The sequence below is a fragment of the Mycobacterium sp. genome (assembly GCF_035570115.1).
GTDB lineage: Bacteria > Actinomycetota > Actinomycetes > Mycobacteriales > Mycobacteriaceae > Mycobacterium.
In genome coordinates this window covers 1-20940 of the sequence record NZ_DATMLH010000289.1, presented here as the reverse complement: position 1 = coordinate 20940, position 20940 = coordinate 1, and the positions used below count along the sequence as shown (strand labels likewise).

Here is a 20940-nt window from a genome sequence, read left to right as displayed (position 1 = left end):
CAATCGTCCAGCACGAACAAGGCCGCACCCGGCACCGGCGAGCCGATCGGCACCACACCCATGCCGGCAGCCAGCGGCGCACTGACCGCCACACACATCGTCGTTTCGGTCGGGCCGTAGGCGTTGATCATCACCCGCCCGGGCGCCCAGCGATCCACCAGCTCGGCCGGGCAGGCCTCACCGGCGACCACCAACGCCGCAAACTCCAACCCCTGCGGTGACAACATCCCTACCGCAGAAGGGGTTTGACTGACGACGCTGACCCGTTCTGCGACCAGCAGGGCGTGAAAGTCTTCTGGTGAACCGGCCACCGATTCGGGCACCACCACCAGCCGCCCACCGTGCAAAAGCGCACCCCAGATCTCCCACACCGAGAAGTCGAAAGCATAGGAATGACACTGCGTCCACACCTGCCCAGCCAACTCGAAGCCGGGGTCTAGTGAATCGAACAGCTGGGTGACGTTGTCGTGGGTGACCGCCACCCCTTTAGGGACACCGGTAGTTCCCGAGGTGTAGATGATGTGGGCGATGTCGTCGGGGGCCGGCGCCGGTAATGGCGCGCGGGGTTGGCCGTTAACAGCGGAGTCATTGACATCGATAACCAGCAGCCCGTACCCGTCGAGGCGGTCAGCCAGCTCAGCGGTGGTGATCGCGGCGATCGGCGCGGCATCGCCCACCACGAACTCCACGCGGGCTGCCGGCAGCGTCGGGTCGATCGGCAGATAACCGGCCCCTGTCTTCAGCACCGCCAAAATCGCGACGATCGCCTCGGGGCAACGGCAAAACAGCAGCGCCACACACGCGCCCGGGCCCACCCCATAAGAAGCCAGCAGATGCGCCAATCGGTTGGCGGCCCGCTCAACCTCGCGGTAGGTCATCGAGCGGCCTTCAAAGCTGACCGCCACCGCCTCCGGGACACGCGCCACCTGGGCAGCCCACAACTCCGGAACAGACACCCCCGTCAGCGGCTGGGTCAACACCGCCCGATTACCCCATACGTCCAGCTGTCCTCGCGTCAGAGGAAGTGCCTGGTCATCCAGGTACATCCGACTCTCCGAACCCGGGCCGGCACACCTGACTAAAGCTCCGCACGCTACCTAGGCGAGTCTCTCGCGCAGGCTTCTTGGGCGTATGTCGGCCCAGTTCTGGTCGATGAAGTCCAGACACGCCTGTCGGCCAGCCTCGCCGTAGACCACGCTCCAGCCGTTTGGGACGTCGGCGAACGTTGGCCACAAACTGTGCTGTTCCTCGTCATTGACGAGCACGAAGAAGCTGCCATTGTCGTCATCGAAGGGATTGGTGCTCAACGGTTCTCCCGATTGGTCGTCGGCCATCAGCCGTTAGAAGGGCGCCGAGATTTCCCCGATTGAGCTACTTACTATCAGATTGTAGGAACGTGCCGAGCCTGAATGCGCGATGTCATGCATCTGGTGGGACAGGTGATGTTGGTGTAACTGGTGGTGCAGCCGCCCGGCGTCGCGTAGCCGTGAGACGTGCTTACCGGGCCCGGCTGACGAGGGTGTTCTCCAGGAACAAAAACTCGATTCCGGTGCCGAGGAAGGTCTCCATGGCCTCTGCGGGGGTATTCACGATCGGTTGTCCCTTGACGTTGAAGCTTGTGTTGAGGACCATTTCTCGACCCGTGGCCCGGCCGACGGCGCCGAGCAATGTGTGGAACGACGCGTTGTCTTTGTTGCTGACGGTCTGTACCCGAGCCGAACCGTTCACGTGTGTGACCGCCGGGAGGTGAGCGCGATGTTCTTGTCGGACGTCCGCGGTGACGATCATGTATGCGAGCTCGGTCATCGGCGGGACCTCAAACCAGCGATGCACTTGCTCGATCGTCACCGCAGGAGCGAACGGCCGAAACGCTTCTCGCATCTTGACCATCGAGTTGATACGGTCGCGCATCGCCGGGTGTCCAGGATCCGCCAGGATGCTGCGGTGTCCCAGGGCACGCGGGCCGAACTCCATCCGACCCCGATACCACGCGAGGACGTGACCTTCTTTGATCAACTCGGCGGCCCGCTCACACGCCGGCTCCAGCCCATCGAACCGCTCCACCGCGATCCGGTCTCCCATCCCTGAAATCGCTGATTCGATTGCGGTGTGAGAAGGGGCGGGACCGAGAAACGGGACCGGGAACCGTCGATTCGGAAGATCCCCGTCGTGGAGCGAGGCCCGGTAGAGAGCCGCCCCCAGCGCAGACCCGTCGTCGCCCGCGGCAGGCTGAATGTAGATGTCATCAAAAAGGCCGGATCGAAGCAGCTTTCCGTTGGACGTGCAATTCAGTGCGACACCGCCGGCCATCGCCAGCTTGCGCAAGCCAGTGTGCCGGCCGAAGTGCCCGCAGAGATGTTCCATAGCCCGGTCGAGACCGGCCTGTAAGGCTGCGGCGACGTCCCGGTGGTCGTCGGTGATCGGGTCGTCCGGCATCCGCGGCGGACCCAAATGCTCGGTGAGATGGCGACGGGTGGCCAGGTGATTCTCCCGCTCTTCGCGCGTCTGGTTCAACGCGAGCGGGGGAATACGGATGGAACCGTTGGGGCGAAGGTCAATTGCCTGTTCGAAGAATGCTTGGAACCGTTCCGGATCACCGTACGGCGCCAGTCCCATGATCTTGTATTCGTCGGCGCCGAAATTGAAACCGAGATGGAGCGTCACGAGTGAATACAAGATCCCGATCGAGTGGGCCGCTGAGATCTCGTGAAGCTTCTCCAATCGTCTCGCGCTCGCTCGATAGACGGTCGCGCTGACGACCTCACCCATTCCGTCGATAACGACGACCAAGCATTCGTCGAACCCGGACGTGAAGTACGCACTCGCCGCGTGGGCCAGGTGATGGCCGACGTGATGGACGCGGTCCGCGGGAAAGCCCTTCAGATCTCGTTCCGCGAGACGCAAAAGTGCTTCGCGGGAATAGACTTCGCGGTACAGTTCCGAGGCCGCCGGGTCGAGCGCAAAGAGTTCCTGGAAGGGTTCGTAGTCAAACCCGTGCGCCAGTTGATCGACGTCCTCGAGCGCAAGACCGGCCTCCGAAAGGCAGTACTCGATTGCCCGGAGCGGGAACCGCGCACTGTGCTTCTCGCGATTGAACCGCTCTTCTGCTGCGGCAGCGACGACCTGGCCATCGACTACTAGGGCGGCCGCGGCATCGTGACCCTGCGAGATCCGATACTCACGCTCGTCGAGCGAGGGCCAGTGAGCCCGCTTGAACGGCATCGAATTCTCAAAGCCGCTAATTCCCAAGATATTCATGCCAAGTATTCCTGCGAGTCGCGCCGCATCTCCTGGAACTGAACTCGTCGTCCGTCCGGACTCCTCGGTCGTTAGTTTGGGGCAACTGACGTTCGTACGCCAATTCGGCTCGCCGCCAGCCAACGCTTGGACGGTGACGACGGACGATACATTACAAGTGATGCGGGTCTCGTGACCCAGGAAGGCGATCTAATAGCGGATCGGTCGGCTGATGGCGGTTTTCGGCGCGCCGATGCGGCTCTCCGCGTCTTTGCTTGATTGCCCGGTGGCTGGTTGACCGACGCCCTATCCTTGTTGAGGGGGCGACAGGGACAAGGGAGGGATAGGGGCTTTCATGGAGCACCAGTCGCCTTCGAGGGCTACATCAGACCTCGACGTCGTGGATCACGACGTTCTTCTCGTCAGCATGCCATTTGGTTCTCTGTGCGATCCGTCGATTGCGCTGGGGCTCCTGAAGGCTGGTCTCAACCGTGCTGGAATAAGCTGCGCCGTTAGATATTTCACGTTTCCATTCGCAGCGAAGATCGGGGAGCAGCTGTATCACGATCTCGCTAACGGGAAGCCGAGAACCGTGGCGATGCTCGGAGAATGGTTGTTCACCGAAGCGCTATGGGGGCCAGGGCGCCTAGACGACGATGCCTATGTGAAAGAGGTGCTGCGGGAGCGCGGCCGCGGCTCATGCAACGATCACTCCACTGTCCCACCGGCGCGCGATTGGTTCGACGCTGGGGCGGGTGGGGACCCTGCGGCCCCGGCGGATCGCCTGCGCGAGGACTTCATCGAAACCGTGTTGCGGACCCGTGCCGCAGTGGCGTCATTCCTCGACGACTGCGTCGATGAAGTGATGCGCCGTCGCCCGCGAATTCTGGGCTTCACCAGTGTATTTCAGCAACAGATCGCTTCCCTGGCACTGGCGTCACGGGTTAAACAAGCCCTACCGGAAACATTCGTTTTGATTGGCGGCGCCAACGTCGAAGGTGTCATGGGCCTGGAGTCGGTGCGCCAGTTCAGCTTCCTCGACGCTGCGGTGTCGGGCGAGGCCGATACGGTATTTCCGCAGCTAGCGCTTCGAGTCTTGGCTGGTGAGGCCATCGACGACCTACCTGGCGTCATGACTGGCCGGACCCTTTCGCTGGCCGATGCGCCATCGAAGGCGGCGGGGTTAGTTGACCTCAATGCGCTGCCCTATCCGGACTATGACGACTACTTCCAACAGTTGCACTTCGCATCCGGCGTCGCCCCGTCACCGGTTCGGGTGACGTTTGAGACGTCACGAGGGTGCTGGTGGGGCGCCAAACATCACTGCACGTTCTGCGGTCTCAACGGCTTAAGCATGGCGTATCGCAGCAAACAGCCGCAGCGCGCGCTCGATGAGTTGATGGCGTTGAGTCGACGCTATCCCGACCGTCCAATAAGCGTCGTCGACAACATCCTCGACACCAGCTATTTCCGGACTTTTCTTCCTCGGCTGCGCGATAGCGCCGCAGCGCTGAACCTGTTCTACGAAATCAAGGCGAACGTCTCGAAGGATCAACTGCGCGTGCTGCGTGACGCTGGTGTCACCGAGGTGCAACCGGGTATCGAGAGTTTGAGCTCCCACGTCCTGCAGTTGATGCGCAAGGGTGTCACCATGTTGCAGAACATTCAGACGCTCAAGTGGTGCAAAGAATTGGGCGTCGACGTGACGTGGAATGTGCTTTCTGGCTTTCCCGGTGAAACGGTCCACGATTACGAGCAGTTCGCAGCAACGGTGCCGTTACTGACCCATCTGCAGCCGCCGGGTTTCAGGTCTCCGATTCGGCTCGACCGGTTTAGCCCCTACTTCGAACAGGCCCAGCAGTACGGCATCACCAACGTCAGACCGCATTTGGCCTACCGGCACTTGTACGACTTGCCGGTGTCGGCGATTGCTAACCTTGCCTACTTCTTCGAATTCGACTACGCCGACGGCCGGCAGGTCCACCAATACACCGCCCCCTTGCTGGAGCAACTCGATGCGTGGACGCAGCACCACCCCACAAGCGAACTCCTCACTGCCGACAACGAAAATCACTTGCTGGTATGGGATCTTCGGCCCGCGGCACGCCGACCGTTTCAGGTGCTCGAGGGACTCCACCGCGAGGTGCTTCTGGCGTGCGACAGGGTGCACGGCATAGGCCGCCTTCAGGCACTCGCCGAGCAGCACTGCGGCCCAGACGCTCTGCCAGGCGTGCTCGCCGATCTCGTCGACGCCGGTCTGCTGCTCACCGAAGACGGTCACTATCTGACGCTCGCGCTGCCGTTGGAAGGCTATTCGCCCCCCGAGCACGTGATAGAGAAGTGTCAGGCGATGCTGGAGGATTTTGGTAGACAAAGCAAAGACGGTCCCATTTGTACAGTGCTTGACAACCAGACTTCGGTAGTGGCGCGAGTTGACGGCAGCGCAGCAGCCGAAATCCTCTGATCCGCAGGCAGATCAGTTTGAATAAAACCCCGCCTCACGAAGCGGTTTCGCTGCCCGGCTTCTAGTTACCGGATCGAGGGCGAGTCGAGTCACCGCGGCGAGGACGATGGCGTCGACAACGCCGACAGTTCGTCGACGGTAACTGCCACGGTCTCTACCTTCGCGATGTGTCGCGGCGGCGCCTGGTTGGCGTCAATTGGATCGGGAGAGAGAAAGCTTTTGAGGTTCTCACCGACGTCGTCGGCGGCGAACACGTTGGCGAAGTCCTCCAATGGCCGGACTTCGCCGAATAGGTCGGCGACGTCGTGGCGAGTCAGGAAGTCGAGAGACTCGGAGAACGTCCCGTACGACACCGCCTCGAAAATCACTTCCTTACGCACGGCCGCCGCGAGGTCGATTGCCACCGGGGCGGGCGGTCGACTCTTGAGCACGACGCGACCGCCGGGGCGTAAGACCCGGATGATCTCGTCGAAGGCCGGCGCGATGGGTTGGGTCTCGACGACGAAGTCGTAAGCATCCGTTTCCAGGGGCAGCGACGGATCCACCCGGTGCGTCTCGACGGCCGAAAAGCCCGCCGTCCACAGCACTCGCTTGGTCAGCTCGGCGATCCGGTTATCGCCATAAACTAGGCCGCGCTCCCCTGGCTGGATGCCGGCCTTCAGCACGGCAAGCGAGGCGCATACCGGTTCCGCATAGGCGCCTTCCCTAAAGGACAGCGTCTCCGGCAGGTGGTGCACCACCTGAGCCGGCACGGCGATGTACTCCGCAAAGGCTCCGTGCAGGGAAACTCCGAGGAATTGGTGGTGCGGGCAGCATTCCGGCATGCCGCCGGTGCATCGGACGCACCTTCCGCAGGGGACCGCCGGCATGACGACTACCCGGTCTCCGGCGGCAAACTCGTGATCGCCCCGCCCGTCCGCGGCGACAACACCTGCAAACTCGTGCCCGAGAATCACGGGGTCAGCGGATGACAGCTTCCCTTGAGCGACGAAAACGTCGGTGCGGCACACGCCCGCCACCCCGACCCGGATGAGGACCTCTCCCGGTCGGGGTTCAGGCACCGGCACGCGGCGCATCAGCACGGAAGGCCCCTGCTTGACCACCGCCCGCATCTCCGTCACCCTGCGCATTTCCTCCCGAGTGCGACGCCTGCTAAGGGCACGGACGGTTTCAATTTTTGGCGCTGCGCCGAACTGCGCCTCTGGTCGGGCGTAGTTTACCCCCGCGTTTGCCGAGAGGCGCGCGCTACGAGCAAGTTGTGTCGGCGACATGAAATATTTGTGCAAGCGACCGCAGACAACTTCCGCGACTGGCACAATTTGCTGACACCGAAGGAGTCGCCACAATTTGCTGATCGCTGACGAATTCGTAAAGTGGCTCTTGCCGCGAGATGTCAAGATCGGCGAGTGACGGCGAAGTTTGCCGAGTAGGCGCGCACAGTGGCATAGGAGGTTGCGGTGCATCTCCGCGAAGAGATAGCGGGCGCGCGGCCCGCCGAGGCCGACCCGCACGTGAACCGCTATGACCGTCTCTGATCGCCCACTCGCACCAACCGCCCCGGCGGACCTGCGACGGGTCGCATTGCTGGAGTTGATGCCGGCAGACGTTCGTCGGCTGGTGGAGGCGTCGTTTACACCAGTGAGCTTCGGCTTCGGCGAGGTGATTGTCGCCGAAGGCGATCGGGCGGACGCAATGTTTGTGATTCAGTCCGGTACGGCGCAGGTGATCAAGGCCGGTGACGGCGGCGAAGACTTACCGCTCAACGTTCTGCGCTCTGGCGACATCTTCGGTGAACGATCGTTGCTGGATCCCGAGCGGCACCGTGCGGCCACGGTACGTGCTTCCAGCCCGGTGCAGGCGCTGCGGCTGGACCGCGGGATATTCGAGGCCTTGGTCCGTAGCGAGCCGGAGGTGGGCCGCTACGTCGACCTCGATATCCGGCGCCGCGAGCTGGGCGATTTCCTCCGCCAATACACCGCGTTCGATGCCCTTCCGCCCGACGGAATGCGAGTGCTGCTAAACGGGCTGGTGCCCAAGGCGGTCAGCGCCGGGGAGTTGGTAATCCGGCAGGGTGAGCCGGCCGGCCCGATGTATGTCATCCGCCATGGCCGGCTGCGCGCCTATGTTGATGCCGACGGCACCCGCGAACCGCGTACGGATCTACGTCCTGGGGATTTCTTCGGCGAGGTGTCGTTGCTGCGCGGTACCGATCGCGCGGCCACCGTCAAGGCCGTCACCGATTGCGAGTTGTGGGCGCTGGAGCCGGATTTGTTTGCCGAGCTGGCTGCCGAATACCCCAAGTTTCGAGAAGGCTTCGAGCAGCGCGTCTCCGCCTACGACTACCGCCGCTTCGCGCAGGTCCCGCCCGATTTCGCTGAGGAGTTGCTGCCGGCGAATGCCGCTGGACCCGAGGTCCTGAGCGACGAGCAGAATCGCGCCGCTGCGACCTCGTACCCGCAACAGACGCCGGGCGACATCGACATCGAGCAATTCGACGGTTTCGTCCGCCCCCGCAAGCGCATCCGCTTTTTTCCCGTTGTCCTGCAAAACGATGCAACTGAGGCCGGTGCCGCGTCCCTGACGATGATGTGCCGTTACTACGGCCGCAGCGTGTCATCCGCGCATGTGCGAGAGAAAGTTCATACCGCCGTTGATGGGACGAGCCTGTTAGGCATCAAACAGGGTGCCGAGGCGCTTGGGTTCAAGGTGTGCGCGGCGAGGATGCCCAAAAGTCGGCTGGATTCAATGCCGCTGCCGGCGATTTTGAATTGGACCAACAATCACTGGCTCGTCCTCTACCACCTCGACGCTCGGCATGCCTGGGTTGGCGATCCAGCCCGGGGGCGCCGCCGACTGGAGCGATCCGAACTAGAGGCGAATTGGTCGGGCTACGCGGCCTTGGTGTCCCCCACCGAGGCGCTGATGGAGGTCCCGGAGGAACGTTCGCCTGTCGGCTGGTACATCCGATTCTTCGAGCCTTACCGGCGCACGTTGCTCCTGGCGCTTGCGCTGGCCTTCCTATCGGCAGCCGGCTCGATGCTCATTCCGGTCTTGAGCAAGGTCATTGTGGACAAGGTCATCCACCTCCACGACGTGGGCCTGTTGACCGTCCTCGTGCTGGCCATGTTTGCCGCGCTGGTGATATCCGTGATGGTCACGATCGTCCAGAAGTTGCTGCTCAGCCGCATCGCGGTGCGGGTCGACCGGGAGACCCTGAAATCGCTTTCCGAGGCGCTGCTGGCTTTACCGATGAGGTACTTCCAGGCTCGGCGTGTCGGCGACATCGGGCGCCGGCTTAGCGGCTTGCAGACCGTGCGCGAGATTGCGATAGCCAGGGGGGTGCTTTGCCTGGCCGCGGCCGCTCAGGTGGTCGTCGCCGTCATCATCATGGGCGTTTTCAGTTGGCGCCTGACGCTTGTGTATGTGCTCACTGCCGCGCCGCTTTACGGAGCGCTGATGTGGTATGCCCAGGCGCGCGTGCGGCCAACTTACGAGGGGCTCGAAGTGTGTTGGGGCCGATACCAGTCCCGCCAAATCGACTCCATCAGGGGCATCGAGACGGTCAAGGCGATAGGCGCCGAAGAGTCGTTGCGCCGAATGATGCTCAATGAGTTCGACGATCTGTCGGACAAGGTATACCGGGCGGATCGCGCACTAATGCTGTACAACGGAGCGGTCCAACTGATCTCTTTTCTTTCGCTTGCCCTCTTTTTGTGGCTCGGGGCGCTCCAGGTGTTGGACCACCAGTTGACGGTGGGCGGACTGATCTCCTTCAACGCTCTGGTGCTGCTCACCAATCAGCCCATCGTCACAGTCGTATCGTCGTGGGATGTGCTGCAGCACACGGTTGTTCTGCTCGGTCGTCTCAACGATGTCCTCGAACAGGAGCCCGAGCAGGGAGCCGATCATTCGACCTTGACGCCGGTGAAATCCATTTCCGGCCATATTCAGTTCCGGGGCTTGACTTTTCAGTACCCCGGGCCGGCTCAGACGCCGGTGCTCGACGAGATCGATTTCGAGGTCCAGCCAGGTACCCGTGTCGCGATAGTCGGTCGAAGCGGTTCTGGCAAGACAACACTCATCAAGTGCTTGTGCGGACTGCTGGAGCCTACACAGGGCGACATCCTCTACGACAACCGGGAGTTGAGCGGCCTGGATCTGCACGACCTCCGCCGCCAGATCGGCTTCGTGCTGCAAGAGAACCACATGTTCGACGCGACGATCGCAGAGAACATCGCCTTTGGCACCGACCAGCCTGACCCAGAGCAGGTGATGTGGGCGGCGCGGGTGGCCAACGCCGCGACCTTCATCGAGCGCCTGCCGTTGGGTTACGAAACCCGCATCGGCGAATCCGGCCTGCTGCTGTCCGGCGGGCAGCGCCAACGGATCGCGATCGCGCGGGCCGTCTATCACCGTCCTCCGGTGCTGGTCTTCGACGAGGCCACCAGCGCGCTCGACACTGAGTCGGAGCGAGCGGTGAAGGAAAATCTTGACCAACTCTTGCGGGGACGTACTTCGTTTGTGATCGCCCATCGGCTCAGCACAGTCCGCGACGCCGATATCATCCTGGTGCTCGAAAACGGCCGGCTCGCCGAACGTGGCACACACGACGAGCTAATGGCGCGCGAGGGGTTGTACTACTACCTGTGCAGCCAGCAGCTTGCCATGTGAGCTGCCCAACTGGCGACTATCCGCCCCCGGCCCTGCGGGCCGCGTGGGCTCCGGTGCGGCGGCCGAAGAACGATCCTTCGCCGAGCTGGGTGCCGCTGGCGTAGCCCTTGCCGTCCTGGGCGATGTTGGATGCGCATGCACCCACCGCATACAGGCCGGCGATGGTGGTGCCGTCCTCGCGCAGCACCTGACCGTCGACGGTGACCGCCAGACCGCCCATCGTGAATCCGGAGTACATCGCTCGTCCGAGCGACAGATCGAACACTGCCCAGGGTCCATTATCCTGCGGCGCAACATATTCCGGCTGCTTGTGAAAGTCCGGATCCTCACCCTTGGCGGCAAACTCGTTGTAGCGGTCCAACGTCGCCGCGACGTTGCCCGCTGGTATGTCGAGTGCGGTCTCCAATTCGGCGATCGTCTCGTAGCCGTCGAGGAACCGGATCAACGGCATCGCGGGCATCTCGGTATGGGCTTCGTCAACGATCAGGTATGCGGTCTGTTCCGGCTGCTCCAACACGAAAGCCGAGGTGCGCGAGTGGTAGGAGTCCTCGGCGACGAAGCGCTTGCCCTCCTTGTTCACGATCACACCCGTCAGCAGGATTTCGGGCGGATAGGCCGCCGCGGTGATGAACTTTTCGTTCATGTTCTCGGCGACGCCTCCTACCGAGACGCCCATCCGCAGGCCCAGTCCGTCGTCGTTGGGATTGCCCAGGATGTAGGGCGCAACGAGGCCATGGTGCTTGGTACGCCGCGGCTGGCCCAGCGCGGGCGTATGTTCGGCGACCATCTCCGGGTTCATCGCGAAACCGCCCGCGGCAATGATGACTGATTTGGCTTTGACCGCACCGGTTTCGGTGAATTGCTTCCAGGCGACGCCGACCACGGCGCCGTCGCCGTCCAGGATCAGGTTGGTTGCCCCAGTCTCGTATCGGATCTGCACTCCCAGGTCGTCGGCGCGTTTGACCAGCAGGTCGATCACCATAGACGCACCACCGAGCTCGCCCGGCACCGGCACCGAGTGCCCGCGCGGCGAGGGTTTGGCCTGCTCGCAGAACGGCCACACCTTTTCGTTGCCGGTATAGCTCAAGCCTTCCGTACCCGGTGGCACGACCACCTTGCCCGGGTAAAAGCTGCGTTCGAATTGAAAGCCCAAGTCCTCCAGCCAGTTGAAGTGCTCGACGCTGCCGTCGCAATAGGCGCGAATCTTCGCGTGGTCGGGTTGGCGCGACACCGCGACCAGATACTTGTACATCTCCTCTGGCGAGTCGGGATGCCCGGTCGCCTGCTGGACCGCGGTGCCGCCGCCGAGGTAGAAGTGCCCGCCGGCTAGCGCGGTGGTACCACCGGCCGCAGCTGCGCGCTCCAGCACTAGGACCCGTGCGCCAGCGGCGGCCGCGCTGACCGCGGCGCAGCCACCGCCGATGCCGAAACCGATCACGACGACGTCGACATCGTCGGACCACGACGACACGTCGTCAGCGCTGAAAGTTGCTGGGATTTGGGTACTCACCGCTGCTCCCGCTTGATGTAGTCGAAGAACTGCCGCATCTCGGCAGAGAAATGGGCGACCTCCACGAACGGCACCCCGGCCTGCGGGGCAGACAGATAGGCGAACCGCAGACCGCCGGGCATCAGGCCCTGCTGAACCACCGATGCACCGTGCTCGGCGGCGGCGGCCAAGGTGTCCGCGAACTCCTCGAGGCTGTCGGCCTCCACGCAGATGTGGTGCAGACCCGGCCCGCTGTCGCGCAGAAAGTCACTATAGATATTAGGGCCGCGGACCGGTGCGATCAGCTCCAGCTGCATCTCGCCGAGGTAGCTCAGTGAAATGCTCGCGACGAAGTCGGCCGGTCTGCCGAGGTAGCTGCAGGTGTCCGGCGCAAAGTGCACGTCGGGCAACCTCACCCACTTTTTGACGCCTAACAGGCCGGTGAGGGCCGTTTCCGTGGCGTCCAGGTCGTGCGTCACCCAGGCGATCTGTACCGGCGACCCGACGGAGAGGCTCATCGCATCGCAGGATAGCCCAGCGTCTCACCCGCCAAGAAAGATGTTGCCATCGCCCGTTGTTTCAGCCGCCGCGGCAAGCGATTGAACACGTTCTAATTCGGCAACGAAGCCCGGTATCGCATCGGATCGACGTCGGGCTGGGTCAGCACACCGACCAGCAGCCGAACCTGGGTGTCGAACACCGCTTCGGGGTCACTCAATGTGTCGGTGCCGTACTGCCCGAACACCTCCAGGCTGATCGCGCCCACCACACCGGCCCATATCGCGAAACACTTGGTGGTGACGGCATCGTCGCCGGGGAAACCAAACTCGTGCCGTAGTCGTTCGAAATCTGACGACATCGGTTGTGGCGCAGACGAATTAGTCAACATGATATCGCCGGTCGCGATACCGGCGGCCACGGCGTCGAACAGGGCGCTGACCACCCGCGTTCCGGGCCCGACCGTCCGCTCGGCGGGGGCCTGGTAGCCGGGCACCGGGCTGCCGTACAGCAGCGCCCAGCTGGCCGGGTGCGCGATGGCCCAGCTGCGGGCGGCATGCGCGATCGCGATGACGTCATCGCTCCACAGATCATCGGGAACTGCGTCGCGGGCGCGATCCACCTCGTCGGCGAGATCGGAGTAGGCGTCGACGAGCAACAACGTCAACAACTCGTCGCGGCTGGACACGTATCGATACACCGCGGACGACACCATCCCGAGGTCGCGGGCGATGGCGCGCAGCGACAGTCCGGCCGCGCCGTGTTCTACCAGGTGGCGCCGGCCGAGCTCGACAATCTGCGCTTCGATGCGTTCGCGTGAGTCGCGGCGCTTGCCCATCGACCCATTTTGGCACAAAAGAGATCGGTGCTCTTGCATTTCCGTTGTCGGTGTGGCACGGTCATATCCAACGAGAGCACCGCTCTCTAATCTGAGACGAGGAGGGACGAGTCATGTCGGTGCGATACGACGAACCCAATGGAGCGGCCCGGGCCGCCAACGCGCTGATCCGCGGGCTGGCCGAGTTGGGCATCAGCATCGCCGGTACCAGGGCGCTTCGCGTGCGCGGCCGCAAAACGGGCAAATTCCGCGGCGTGGTGGTCAACGTACTGACCGTGGACGGCGTCGACTATCTGGTATCCCCGCGCGGCAGCACCCAGTGGGTCCGCAATGTCCGAGCCGCCGGAGCCGTCGAGGTCGGGCCGCGCTGGCATCGCCGCCGGCAGCGCACCACGGAGGTGGCCGATGCGGCGAAGCCAGACCTGCTGAGGCGATACCTGGACAAGTGGTATTGGGAGGTCAAAGGCCACATCGCGGGGCTCACTCCCAACTGCGGCGATGACGAGTTACTGGCTGCGGCGCCGTCGATCCCCGTTTTCACGCTGGCAAATCCCAGCTGACTTGCTACGTGGACGGACGGCCGGACACTCCCACATCCTCGCGGACTTGCTGCGAGGTGGCCTGCCATGACACCGCCGCCGGGAAGCCGCCCCAGACGCTGTTCAATATTCCGACGATCAGTGTCTGTCCGGTGGGGCCGGTGATGTACACCGGTCCCCCGGAATCGCCCTTCTGGCTAATGGCGCCATTCCCCATCGTGAACCAGCCGTTGTTGACCGCTTGGACCGTTCCGCAGGTTTCGCCGGTGACGACGCCGAAGTGACAGACGTTTTCACCCTGCGTGACGACAAGACCCGGGTCCGATTGCAGCACGCGGCCGCCGGGCAGGATGTTGTTCGCTGCGACGCCGTCGGTCAGCACAATCGACTCGTAATCGGCGATCGCCTGGTCGGTGGCCACGACCGCGCCGTCAGGGGTGTTGGCCCGGAACGTCGCCAATCTGCCGATGACGTTGTTGTCCTTGTCGGTGACGGGTCCATCAGCATGGCAATGTCCTGCGGCGAACGCCACCCGCAGTCCCGGGTCGACGTAGCCCAAGGTGCACAGATGCTCGCCCTGGTGGATTTCCATCCCGGGGAAGACGAGCACGGGGTCGGCAGCGGCCAGCGCGGGAAAACAGGCAGCCAATATCCCGGCGGTAACGGTCGCGGCGAACGCGCGAACTGCCGGACGGCCCACCCTCGACTCCGATCCGTCGGGGGCCGGCGCGGCGCCGGCCGGCTATTAGATTAGCGACCCGGCACGTGTCGTGTTGAAGCCGGAGAGCCGATCGGTTGGGAGCGCGCCGGCCCGGTCCGGATTCGGCTGCGGGCCGCCGCGCTCCCGATACGCGATCAGGGAATCGTCAGCACCTGTCCAGGCTGGATCAGATCGGGGTTGGCGATGCCACTGGCATCGGCGATGACCTGATACTTGCTGCCGTCGCCGTAGAACCGCTCGGAGATGGCCCACAGTGTGTCGCCGGACTCGACGGTGTAGGTCCGCGCAGCGGGTGCCGGTTCGGGCTCGGGTGCCGGGGCGGCCTCCTCAACATGCTCGGCTTCGGCTGCCGGGGCGGCGGCTTCTGGCTCCGGCGGCGGCGGAGCATCGGTCTCGGTCTTGGTGGACCATGCCGCTCCGTCGCCGGAGTACAGCACCAGGTTGCGGTCGTCCTGCAGGACGAGCCGGACATTCTTCTTGCCCTTGGTGTCGGTGTGCCACACCGGCTTGTCGGCGGTGTAGACGACGAAATTGCCGTCGTGCTGTACCTCGGCGCGCACCACGTCCTGGCCTTCGGTCCCGGACGCCCAGATCGCGTGGCCGCGCGATGCCAGCACCAGGTTCCCGTCGTCTTGCAACGTCAGGGTGTAGGCCCCGTTGCTTGAGGTAAGCGAGTCACCCTTGACAAGTTTTTGTCCTTCGGTGAGCGTGTCTCCCACTGCATTCTCCTCGTCATCGCGGCCCGGGCGAATACCGGCCGGGCGTCATACAACTGTACGACGGAGCGGAGCTTACTGATCTTGGCTTTGCGATGGGGCCTTTCGGCTCGCCGAAATAAAAAACGATTGATGAACGATGGCTCACTGCCCATCTGGCGAGCACCGGCGCCTCGGTGGTGGACTACCGGGTCGGCGCCAGCGGGGCGGAGGCCTCGGGCCGGAGCGTAGCGCGAGGCTGCCAGCCCGGGGGACCGAAAACGTAGCCCAGCCGGTCGCGTAGGCGTTTCGCTGAGCGCAAATCGCGGGCGATAGAAAGGTATTCGTGAGTCTGCAACTTCCAGACGTTGAACGTATCGACTTGCTTGGTCAGGCCATAATGCGGACGAAATGTCTCTTGCCGGAAGGTGCCGAACAGCCGGTCCCAGACGATGAAAATCCCGCCGTAGTTCCTGTCGAGATACTCGGGGTCCATGCCGTGGTGCACCCGGTGATGTGATGGCGTGTTGAAGACGAACTCGAACGGCGTCCACATTCTGCCGATCCGCTCGGTGTGCACCCAGAACTGATAGATGAGGTTGACCGAGAAACTGACAAAAACCATCCAGGGTGCAATACCCAACAGCGGCAATGGAATCCACATCAAGATCTCGCCGCTGTTGTTCCATTTCTGGCGCAGCGCGGTCGCGAAATTGAAGTACTGGCTGGAGTGGTGGGCCTGGTGGGTGGCCCAAATCAGCCGAACCCGGTGCGCGATGCGGTGATAGCAGTAATACAGCAAATCCACGCCGAGAATCGCGATCACCCAGGTGTACCAGCGCGTCGCCGGTAAGTGCCATGGAGCCAAGTACGCATAGATCGCCGCATAGCCGAGTAGGGCAATGAATTTCCAACCCGCCGTGGTCGCCACCGAAACCAGCCCCATCCAGATGCTCGCCCAGGAATCGGCGGTCAAGTAGGCACCCGACCCCGGCCGGGCTCCGGCTTCCGCGTTGGCTTCTCGCTCAATGTGTTCCAGTTTGCGGGCGGCTGTCCATTCCAGAATCAACAGCACGAGGAAAAACGGAATCGCGAACAACACCGGATCGCGCATCTGCGCGGGCAACACCGATAAGAAATCCGCGATCGCACTCACATCCCATACCCTACGACGTCGGCGACCCGCGCTTGGCGGCTGACCGGAACTGATTGTCCGGACGGGCTAGTCCGCGTGCGGGGCGCGGGGCATCGGGTCGTCCTGGTCGCCGGCATACCAGTGCACCGCCTGAACGCCTGACTGCAAAGACAGGTCCGCGACGAGCTGCTCCAGACGGGCCGGCGCGTGCCTGTCGCTGATCAGGTACGCCGTCAACGCGATGCTGTCGTCGCCCGCACGCCCGGTGTGGATGCCGCGCAGCACGAAGTCGCCACCGCTGGTGTGCTGGACAATCTGGGCGCGCACGTATTTCTCTTGCTTGGGTCGACAGATCACCTGCACTTGGTAGGGCTGGTCATCCTCGTCCTCTTCCACCACGTTGCCGCCGCGGTCGATCAGGTGGCCCAGGGGTCGCCCCAGCAGGTGAATTCCGACGATGGTGCCGGTGGCGATCAGGGCGAACAGCGGATGCCCGCCGGCCGCGAGCACACCGACCGCGGCTGAGCACCACAGGGTTGCGGCGGTGTTGAGTCCGTGTACGTTGAACCCCTCGCGCAGGATCACCCCACCGCCGAGGAAGCCGACCCCGGACACCACGTAGGACGCGACCCTGGTCGGGCTGCTGTCGTTCGTAACGACCGCATAGAGCACGAACAACGTCGCGCCGGTGGCCACCAGCGCGTTGGTGCGCAGCCCGGCCCGCCGTGCCTGCCACTGCCGCTCAATCCCGATGAGGGCACCGCAGCCGACCCCGACGCCCAGACGCAGCAGGAATTCAGCGATACTCAGCGTCTGCATGACGGGTTCTCCTTTCTTCTGCTCTCCTGCGCAGGGCCGAGTATCAGTTTGGCGGAGTTCGGCGAGATTGGTGCCGTGTCGACGACAGTAACCTTAGCCAGCCACCATGGACTGGCGGCAGCGTCTCAGCGCGCCACCGAGAGCATGGATGGCCTCATGGCGACGTCCTTGACTCGGTGGGTGACCATTTCCCAGGCCGACGGCGCGTAGTACGTCGTGACTTCCTCGAATCCGTCGACCCGAGTAATTGTGATCACGCCGGTGTCGTGGTTGATCGACAGGTGGTCACCTTCGGTTTCGTGGACTTCTCGTCCGTTAGCGAGCCGAATTATGAACATAATAATTTCTCCTTTCCCGATCTCTCATTGCATTTTCGATCGACTCAGCGGTTCAACGACATTAGGAGCTACCGAGTTGAATGGCCTTGACCACCAGCAGAATCGCCCCGAGGACGAGATAGCCGCGCAAAGCCAACATGCCTAGTCGAGTTCCGACCGACCAGGTCACTGGCTCCAGCAAGGTCAACGGCGGCATCCGCCATGTGGTCCGGTCGGCCTCGGCCAACACATTGGAGAGCTGTTTGGGCGCAGGTGATTTCGACCGCCGAAGGCCAGACCACCGCAGTACCCCGAAAGCGACTCCGCCGCAGACGCCGAAGCCAAGGATGAGGTAGGCGACGATCGCGACGATGTCGCGGTCGGGGAATACCGTTGTTGCCATCAATATCCCGGACAACAGCAATAGCACGCCAACGATGACGCTGGCTATCACATTGAGCCACAGCCGGTTCACCCACGGACCCAGGACTTGCCGGTCGTTGCACAACAGCAGCAGAAAGACGGTCGCGCTGGGTAGCAGCAATCCGGCCAGCGCTTGCACGCCGGTGGTGATCAACCCCAAAGGCGCGCCCGGGATCATCACGATTGCCGCCGCGATCACGACCATGCCGGTGTAGGAAAAATAGAACGGTTTGGCGTCGGCGAATCCGCGATGCAGCGAGTGCTTGAGCCCGAATACATCCCCGAACGCGTAGCTGCTGGACAGGGTCACCGCGGCCGCGCCGATGATAGACGCATCCAGCAACACGATCGCGAATATCGAGCCGAGGGCGTGATTGTGTTGGCCGAGCAGGTGTGCGAGCACGCCGGCGTCGACGAAACTGCCTCGGCTGTGGGTGGCGCGAGCGGCCCAATCGCCGGTCATCACCAACGCGGCGGCGCCGGCAACGACGACGAACGCACCTATTGTGGTGTCGGCTCGCTCGTAGCCGATGAAGCGCGGGGTGATGCGCTTGTCGACGATGTTGGACTGCTGAAAGAACAGTTGCCACGGGGCGACGGTGGTGCCGACCATGGCAATGATCAACAACACAGCGTCCGAGTTAACCCCACCCGTCACGCCGGGTACTACGAACGATTTCGCCGCGTGCCCGAAGTCTGGATGAGCCATCAGCAGCATGGGAACCTGCACCAGCGTGATCGCAATGAACACCAACATCGCGCGTTCCCAGCGCTTGAAGCTGCCGGTGGCCATGATGGCGATCAGCGCAACCGCGGCAAACGGGACGACCACATATCTGGGGATGCCGATATAGTCGGCCGCCAAAGTGACGCCGATGAATTCGGTAACGAGGGTAAGAAAGTTCAGCAGGAACAGGTCACCGACGGAGAACCAGCCCCAGCCGCGGCCGAACCGTTCGTTGATCAGCCGCGCGTGCCCGACGCCGGTGACCGCACCAAGCCTCACCACCATCTCCTGATTGACAATCAGCACCGGGATCAACAGCAGCAGCACCCACAGCAGGCTGTACCCGTAGTTCTGCCCGGCCTGCGTGTAGGTCGCGACACCGCCGGCGTCGTTGTCGCCCACCATCACAATCAAGCCGGGCCCGACGATCGCCAGCAGGGTTAGCAGGCGCACCTTAAGGGTGCGCGGACGATCAGTGTCGCTGATGCTGATCCGGCCCAGCGCACCCTCGATGTCACCGACGTGCGCGCTGTCCAGCACCGCGGTGCGGGGCGCCGCGCTGCGGGGCGCTACCGGTGGTGCGATGTCGACGACATCGCGGTCCAGAGTGGTCATGACCAGTCACTCCCGTCGTTGCTGCTTGCCATCGATTCGTCGGTCGAGGAACTCGGTTGCCGCACGGGACGTGGACCGGGTTCTCGTCGACGCCAGTCGTCGGGAATGGTGGCTTTGAGCACGTCGTCGACCGTGACAACCCCGAGTACGCGATCCTCATCGTCGACGACCGGGATGGCGTGCAGGTTGTAATCGGCCATCAGCACCGCGATATCGGCCAGTTCTGCGTCGGGAGCAACCTGGATCGGATTCGAATCCATCAGTGTGGCAACCACATCCGTGGGATGCGTCTGCAACAACGCAGTCACCGGCACTACGCCGTCGAGCTGTCCCTGGTCGTTCAGCACGTGTATCTGCAGGAGCGCCTCCGGCTCCACGGCCTGGGCGGTACCGATGAGCGCGAGGGCTTCTCCCGCTGTGGCCCAAATTCCGCAGCAGACGATGTCGACATTCATCAATCCGCCCGCGCTGTCGGGATTGAAGCCCAGAAGGGTGATCACCTTGGTGCGCTGCGGCGCAGGCATCAACTCCAGAACCCGGCGCCGGCGAGACTGACGGAGGCCCATGATCGCGTCAGCGGCGTCGTCGGCGCGCATCCGGCTGAGCAAGGCCGCCACGTCGCCGGCGGGCATGTCGTCGAGCAGCCGGCTGGCCTTGTCCGGTTCGAGCTCCTCGAAGACATCTGCTTCCAGGTCGGGGTAGCTGCGCACGCGGTTCAGGATTTCGTCGCCCTCGGTCTCGTTGGCCTCTTCGAGCAGGTCGGCGATTTGCGCGGGCTTGAGCGCCGCAACTCGCCCGAAAACGCGACGCACGGCAATCGACTGGTCGTGGCCGATCAATGGTTCAAACGCCTTCCAATCGCGGGAAGCCTGGCCGCCCTGTGTTTTCAGCAGTCCGAACAGCCGGGGCGGGCGCCGGGTGTCCAGTCGCGCCAGCACCCAGCCCTCTCCGCTCTCTTCGAGTTCAACGTCGTAGGCGCGCACCAACTCGCCCGCAGTCACGTCGATCAGCCGATATCCGAGTACGTCAGATCGCAACAGCACCTCACCGTTGCGGCGCTCGAACCGCCGCGGGTCAATCTTGTTGTGTACCAGGATTACCCGGTCTGGTTCGAATCGCCGAATAGACCCGCTGCCGACGAATACCTGCCGGCCGCCGACGCCGGCCACGATGCCAGTGACCAGCGGGTAGGTCTCCGAACTGCGCAGTCGCACAATGATGTCGTCAACGCGGCCCACTGCTTCGCCGGACGGCGTTACCACGGGGGCGCGCAACAGCTGAGACAAATGAATCAACGGCGTACCGGTACCGACGTCGTGGGGCCTGGTGGCTGGCTGGCTCATGGCTATCCCTTCTCAATACGCATTCGGGTCAGTGGCTGGTGGCGCCTGTTAGGCCCAGCTGGAGCCGACGGCGCTGTCGGTGGAGCTCATGTTGTTGCCGGCGTTTTGCACGCTTTGGCCGTGGGAGTTGGCCTGCTGGTAGATGACCTGGAAGTTGCGGCCCAATTGGGTGATGAACTCCTGGCAGGCCACCGAACCCGAGCCGCCCCAGAAGTCGCCGGCGGCCAGCACATCGCGCACGATGGACTGGTGCTCCTGCTCCAGGGAGGCGGCCTGGGCGCGGATCAAGGCGCCGTGGGAATCCACGTCGCCGAACTGGTAGCTGATCGACATTGCTTTCCTCCTACAAGTTTTCGGTGTTGGGCTAGCTGGACAGGAGCCGCTGGGAAGCCTGCTCTTGCTGCTCGTA

Annotated in this window: 18 protein-coding genes; 3 read left to right on the top strand and 15 right to left on the bottom strand. The window is 63.3% G+C overall.

The window, feature by feature from the left end:
• The 3 genes from VNW74_RS27600 to VNW74_RS27590 all read right to left on the bottom strand — a co-directional run.
• The coding region (locus VNW74_RS27600; protein ID WP_414686802.1) for an AMP-binding protein at positions 1–1019 on the bottom strand (1019 nt) is incomplete at its 3' end.
• A 78-nt stretch (positions 1020–1097) separates the two neighbouring features.
• Positions 1098–1307, bottom strand: coding sequence for an MbtH family protein (locus tag VNW74_RS27595; RefSeq protein WP_325682801.1), 210 nt, complete (start codon positions 1305–1307; stop codon positions 1098–1100).
• Positions 1308–1497: 190 nt separating this feature from the next.
• Positions 1498–3258 (bottom strand): carbamoyltransferase family protein, encoded by a 1761-nt coding sequence (locus VNW74_RS27590; RefSeq protein ID WP_325682795.1) that lies wholly within the window; start codon positions 3256–3258, stop codon positions 1498–1500.
• Positions 3259–3592: 334 nt separating this feature from the next.
• Here VNW74_RS27590 and VNW74_RS27585 point away from each other — a divergent pair, with 334 nt between their 5' ends.
• Positions 3593–5701: a RiPP maturation radical SAM C-methyltransferase gene (locus VNW74_RS27585; RefSeq protein ID WP_325682793.1), complete on the top strand. Its 2109-nt coding sequence runs from the start codon at positions 3593–3595 to the stop codon at positions 5699–5701.
• 89 nt (positions 5702–5790) lie between these two features.
• On the opposite strand, the gene VNW74_RS27580 is transcribed toward VNW74_RS27585, so the two are convergent.
• On the bottom strand, positions 5791–6813 hold the full coding sequence (locus VNW74_RS27580) for a zinc-dependent alcohol dehydrogenase (protein ID WP_325682799.1): 1023 nt from the start codon (positions 6811–6813) through the stop codon (positions 5791–5793).
• A gap of 409 nt (positions 6814–7222) precedes the next feature.
• Here VNW74_RS27580 and VNW74_RS27575 point away from each other — a divergent pair, with 409 nt between their 5' ends.
• A complete protein-coding gene (locus VNW74_RS27575; RefSeq protein ID WP_325682791.1) occupies positions 7223–10372 on the top strand; it encodes a peptidase domain-containing ABC transporter in 3150 nt (1049 codons plus the stop codon).
• A gap of 16 nt (positions 10373–10388) precedes the next feature.
• Here VNW74_RS27575 and VNW74_RS27570 read toward each other — a convergent pair whose 3' ends face one another.
• The 3 genes from VNW74_RS27570 to VNW74_RS27560 form a co-directional block, all read right to left on the bottom strand.
• Positions 10389–11882, bottom strand: coding sequence for an FAD-binding protein (locus tag VNW74_RS27570; protein ID WP_325682789.1), 1494 nt, complete (start codon positions 11880–11882; stop codon positions 10389–10391).
• On the bottom strand, positions 11879–12379 hold the full coding sequence (locus VNW74_RS27565) for a VOC family protein (RefSeq protein ID WP_325682787.1): 501 nt from the start codon (positions 12377–12379) through the stop codon (positions 11879–11881). The genes VNW74_RS27570 and VNW74_RS27565 overlap by 4 nt, the downstream gene beginning before the upstream one ends.
• A gap of 92 nt (positions 12380–12471) precedes the next feature.
• Positions 12472–13197, bottom strand: a complete 726-nt coding sequence (locus VNW74_RS27560; RefSeq protein WP_325682785.1) for a TetR/AcrR family transcriptional regulator — start codon at positions 13195–13197, stop codon at positions 12472–12474.
• Between the two features lie 113 nt (positions 13198–13310).
• Here VNW74_RS27560 and VNW74_RS27555 point away from each other — a divergent pair, with 113 nt between their 5' ends.
• Complete coding sequence (locus VNW74_RS27555; protein ID WP_325682783.1) at positions 13311–13757, top strand: nitroreductase/quinone reductase family protein; 447 nt, start codon at positions 13311–13313, stop codon at positions 13755–13757.
• A gap of 4 nt (positions 13758–13761) precedes the next feature.
• Here VNW74_RS27555 and VNW74_RS27550 read toward each other — a convergent pair whose 3' ends face one another.
• From VNW74_RS27550 to VNW74_RS27515, 8 genes are all read right to left on the bottom strand, one after another.
• Positions 13762–14436: a hypothetical protein gene (locus VNW74_RS27550; protein ID WP_325682781.1), complete on the bottom strand. Its 675-nt coding sequence runs from the start codon at positions 14434–14436 to the stop codon at positions 13762–13764.
• Between the two features lie 155 nt (positions 14437–14591).
• Entirely contained in the window at positions 14592–15176 is a 585-nt protein-coding gene (locus VNW74_RS27545; RefSeq protein WP_325682779.1) for a LysM peptidoglycan-binding domain-containing protein, read from the bottom strand.
• Between the two features lie 181 nt (positions 15177–15357).
• Positions 15358–16308: a sterol desaturase family protein gene (locus tag VNW74_RS27540; protein ID WP_325682777.1), complete on the bottom strand. Its 951-nt coding sequence runs from the start codon at positions 16306–16308 to the stop codon at positions 15358–15360.
• Positions 16309–16374: 66 nt separating this feature from the next.
• Positions 16375–17106: an MgtC/SapB family protein gene (locus VNW74_RS27535; protein ID WP_325682775.1), complete on the bottom strand. Its 732-nt coding sequence runs from the start codon at positions 17104–17106 to the stop codon at positions 16375–16377.
• A 125-nt stretch (positions 17107–17231) separates the two neighbouring features.
• Positions 17232–17444 carry a hypothetical protein gene (locus VNW74_RS27530; RefSeq protein ID WP_325682773.1) on the bottom strand — a complete coding sequence of 71 codons (213 nt, stop codon included), beginning with the start codon at positions 17442–17444 and terminating at the stop codon, positions 17232–17234.
• 61 nt (positions 17445–17505) lie between these two features.
• A complete protein-coding gene (locus VNW74_RS27525) occupies positions 17506–19188 on the bottom strand; it encodes an NRAMP family divalent metal transporter (RefSeq protein ID WP_325682771.1) in 1683 nt (560 codons plus the stop codon).
• Positions 19185–20537 carry a magnesium transporter MgtE N-terminal domain-containing protein gene (locus tag VNW74_RS27520; protein WP_414686801.1) on the bottom strand — a complete coding sequence of 451 codons (1353 nt, stop codon included), beginning with the start codon at positions 20535–20537 and terminating at the stop codon, positions 19185–19187. Before VNW74_RS27520 ends, VNW74_RS27525 begins: the two co-directional genes overlap by 4 nt.
• Positions 20538–20579: 42 nt before the next feature.
• Complete coding sequence (locus tag VNW74_RS27515; protein ID WP_325682767.1) at positions 20580–20864, bottom strand: WXG100 family type VII secretion target; 285 nt, start codon at positions 20862–20864, stop codon at positions 20580–20582.
• Positions 20865–20940 lie beyond the last annotated feature (76 nt).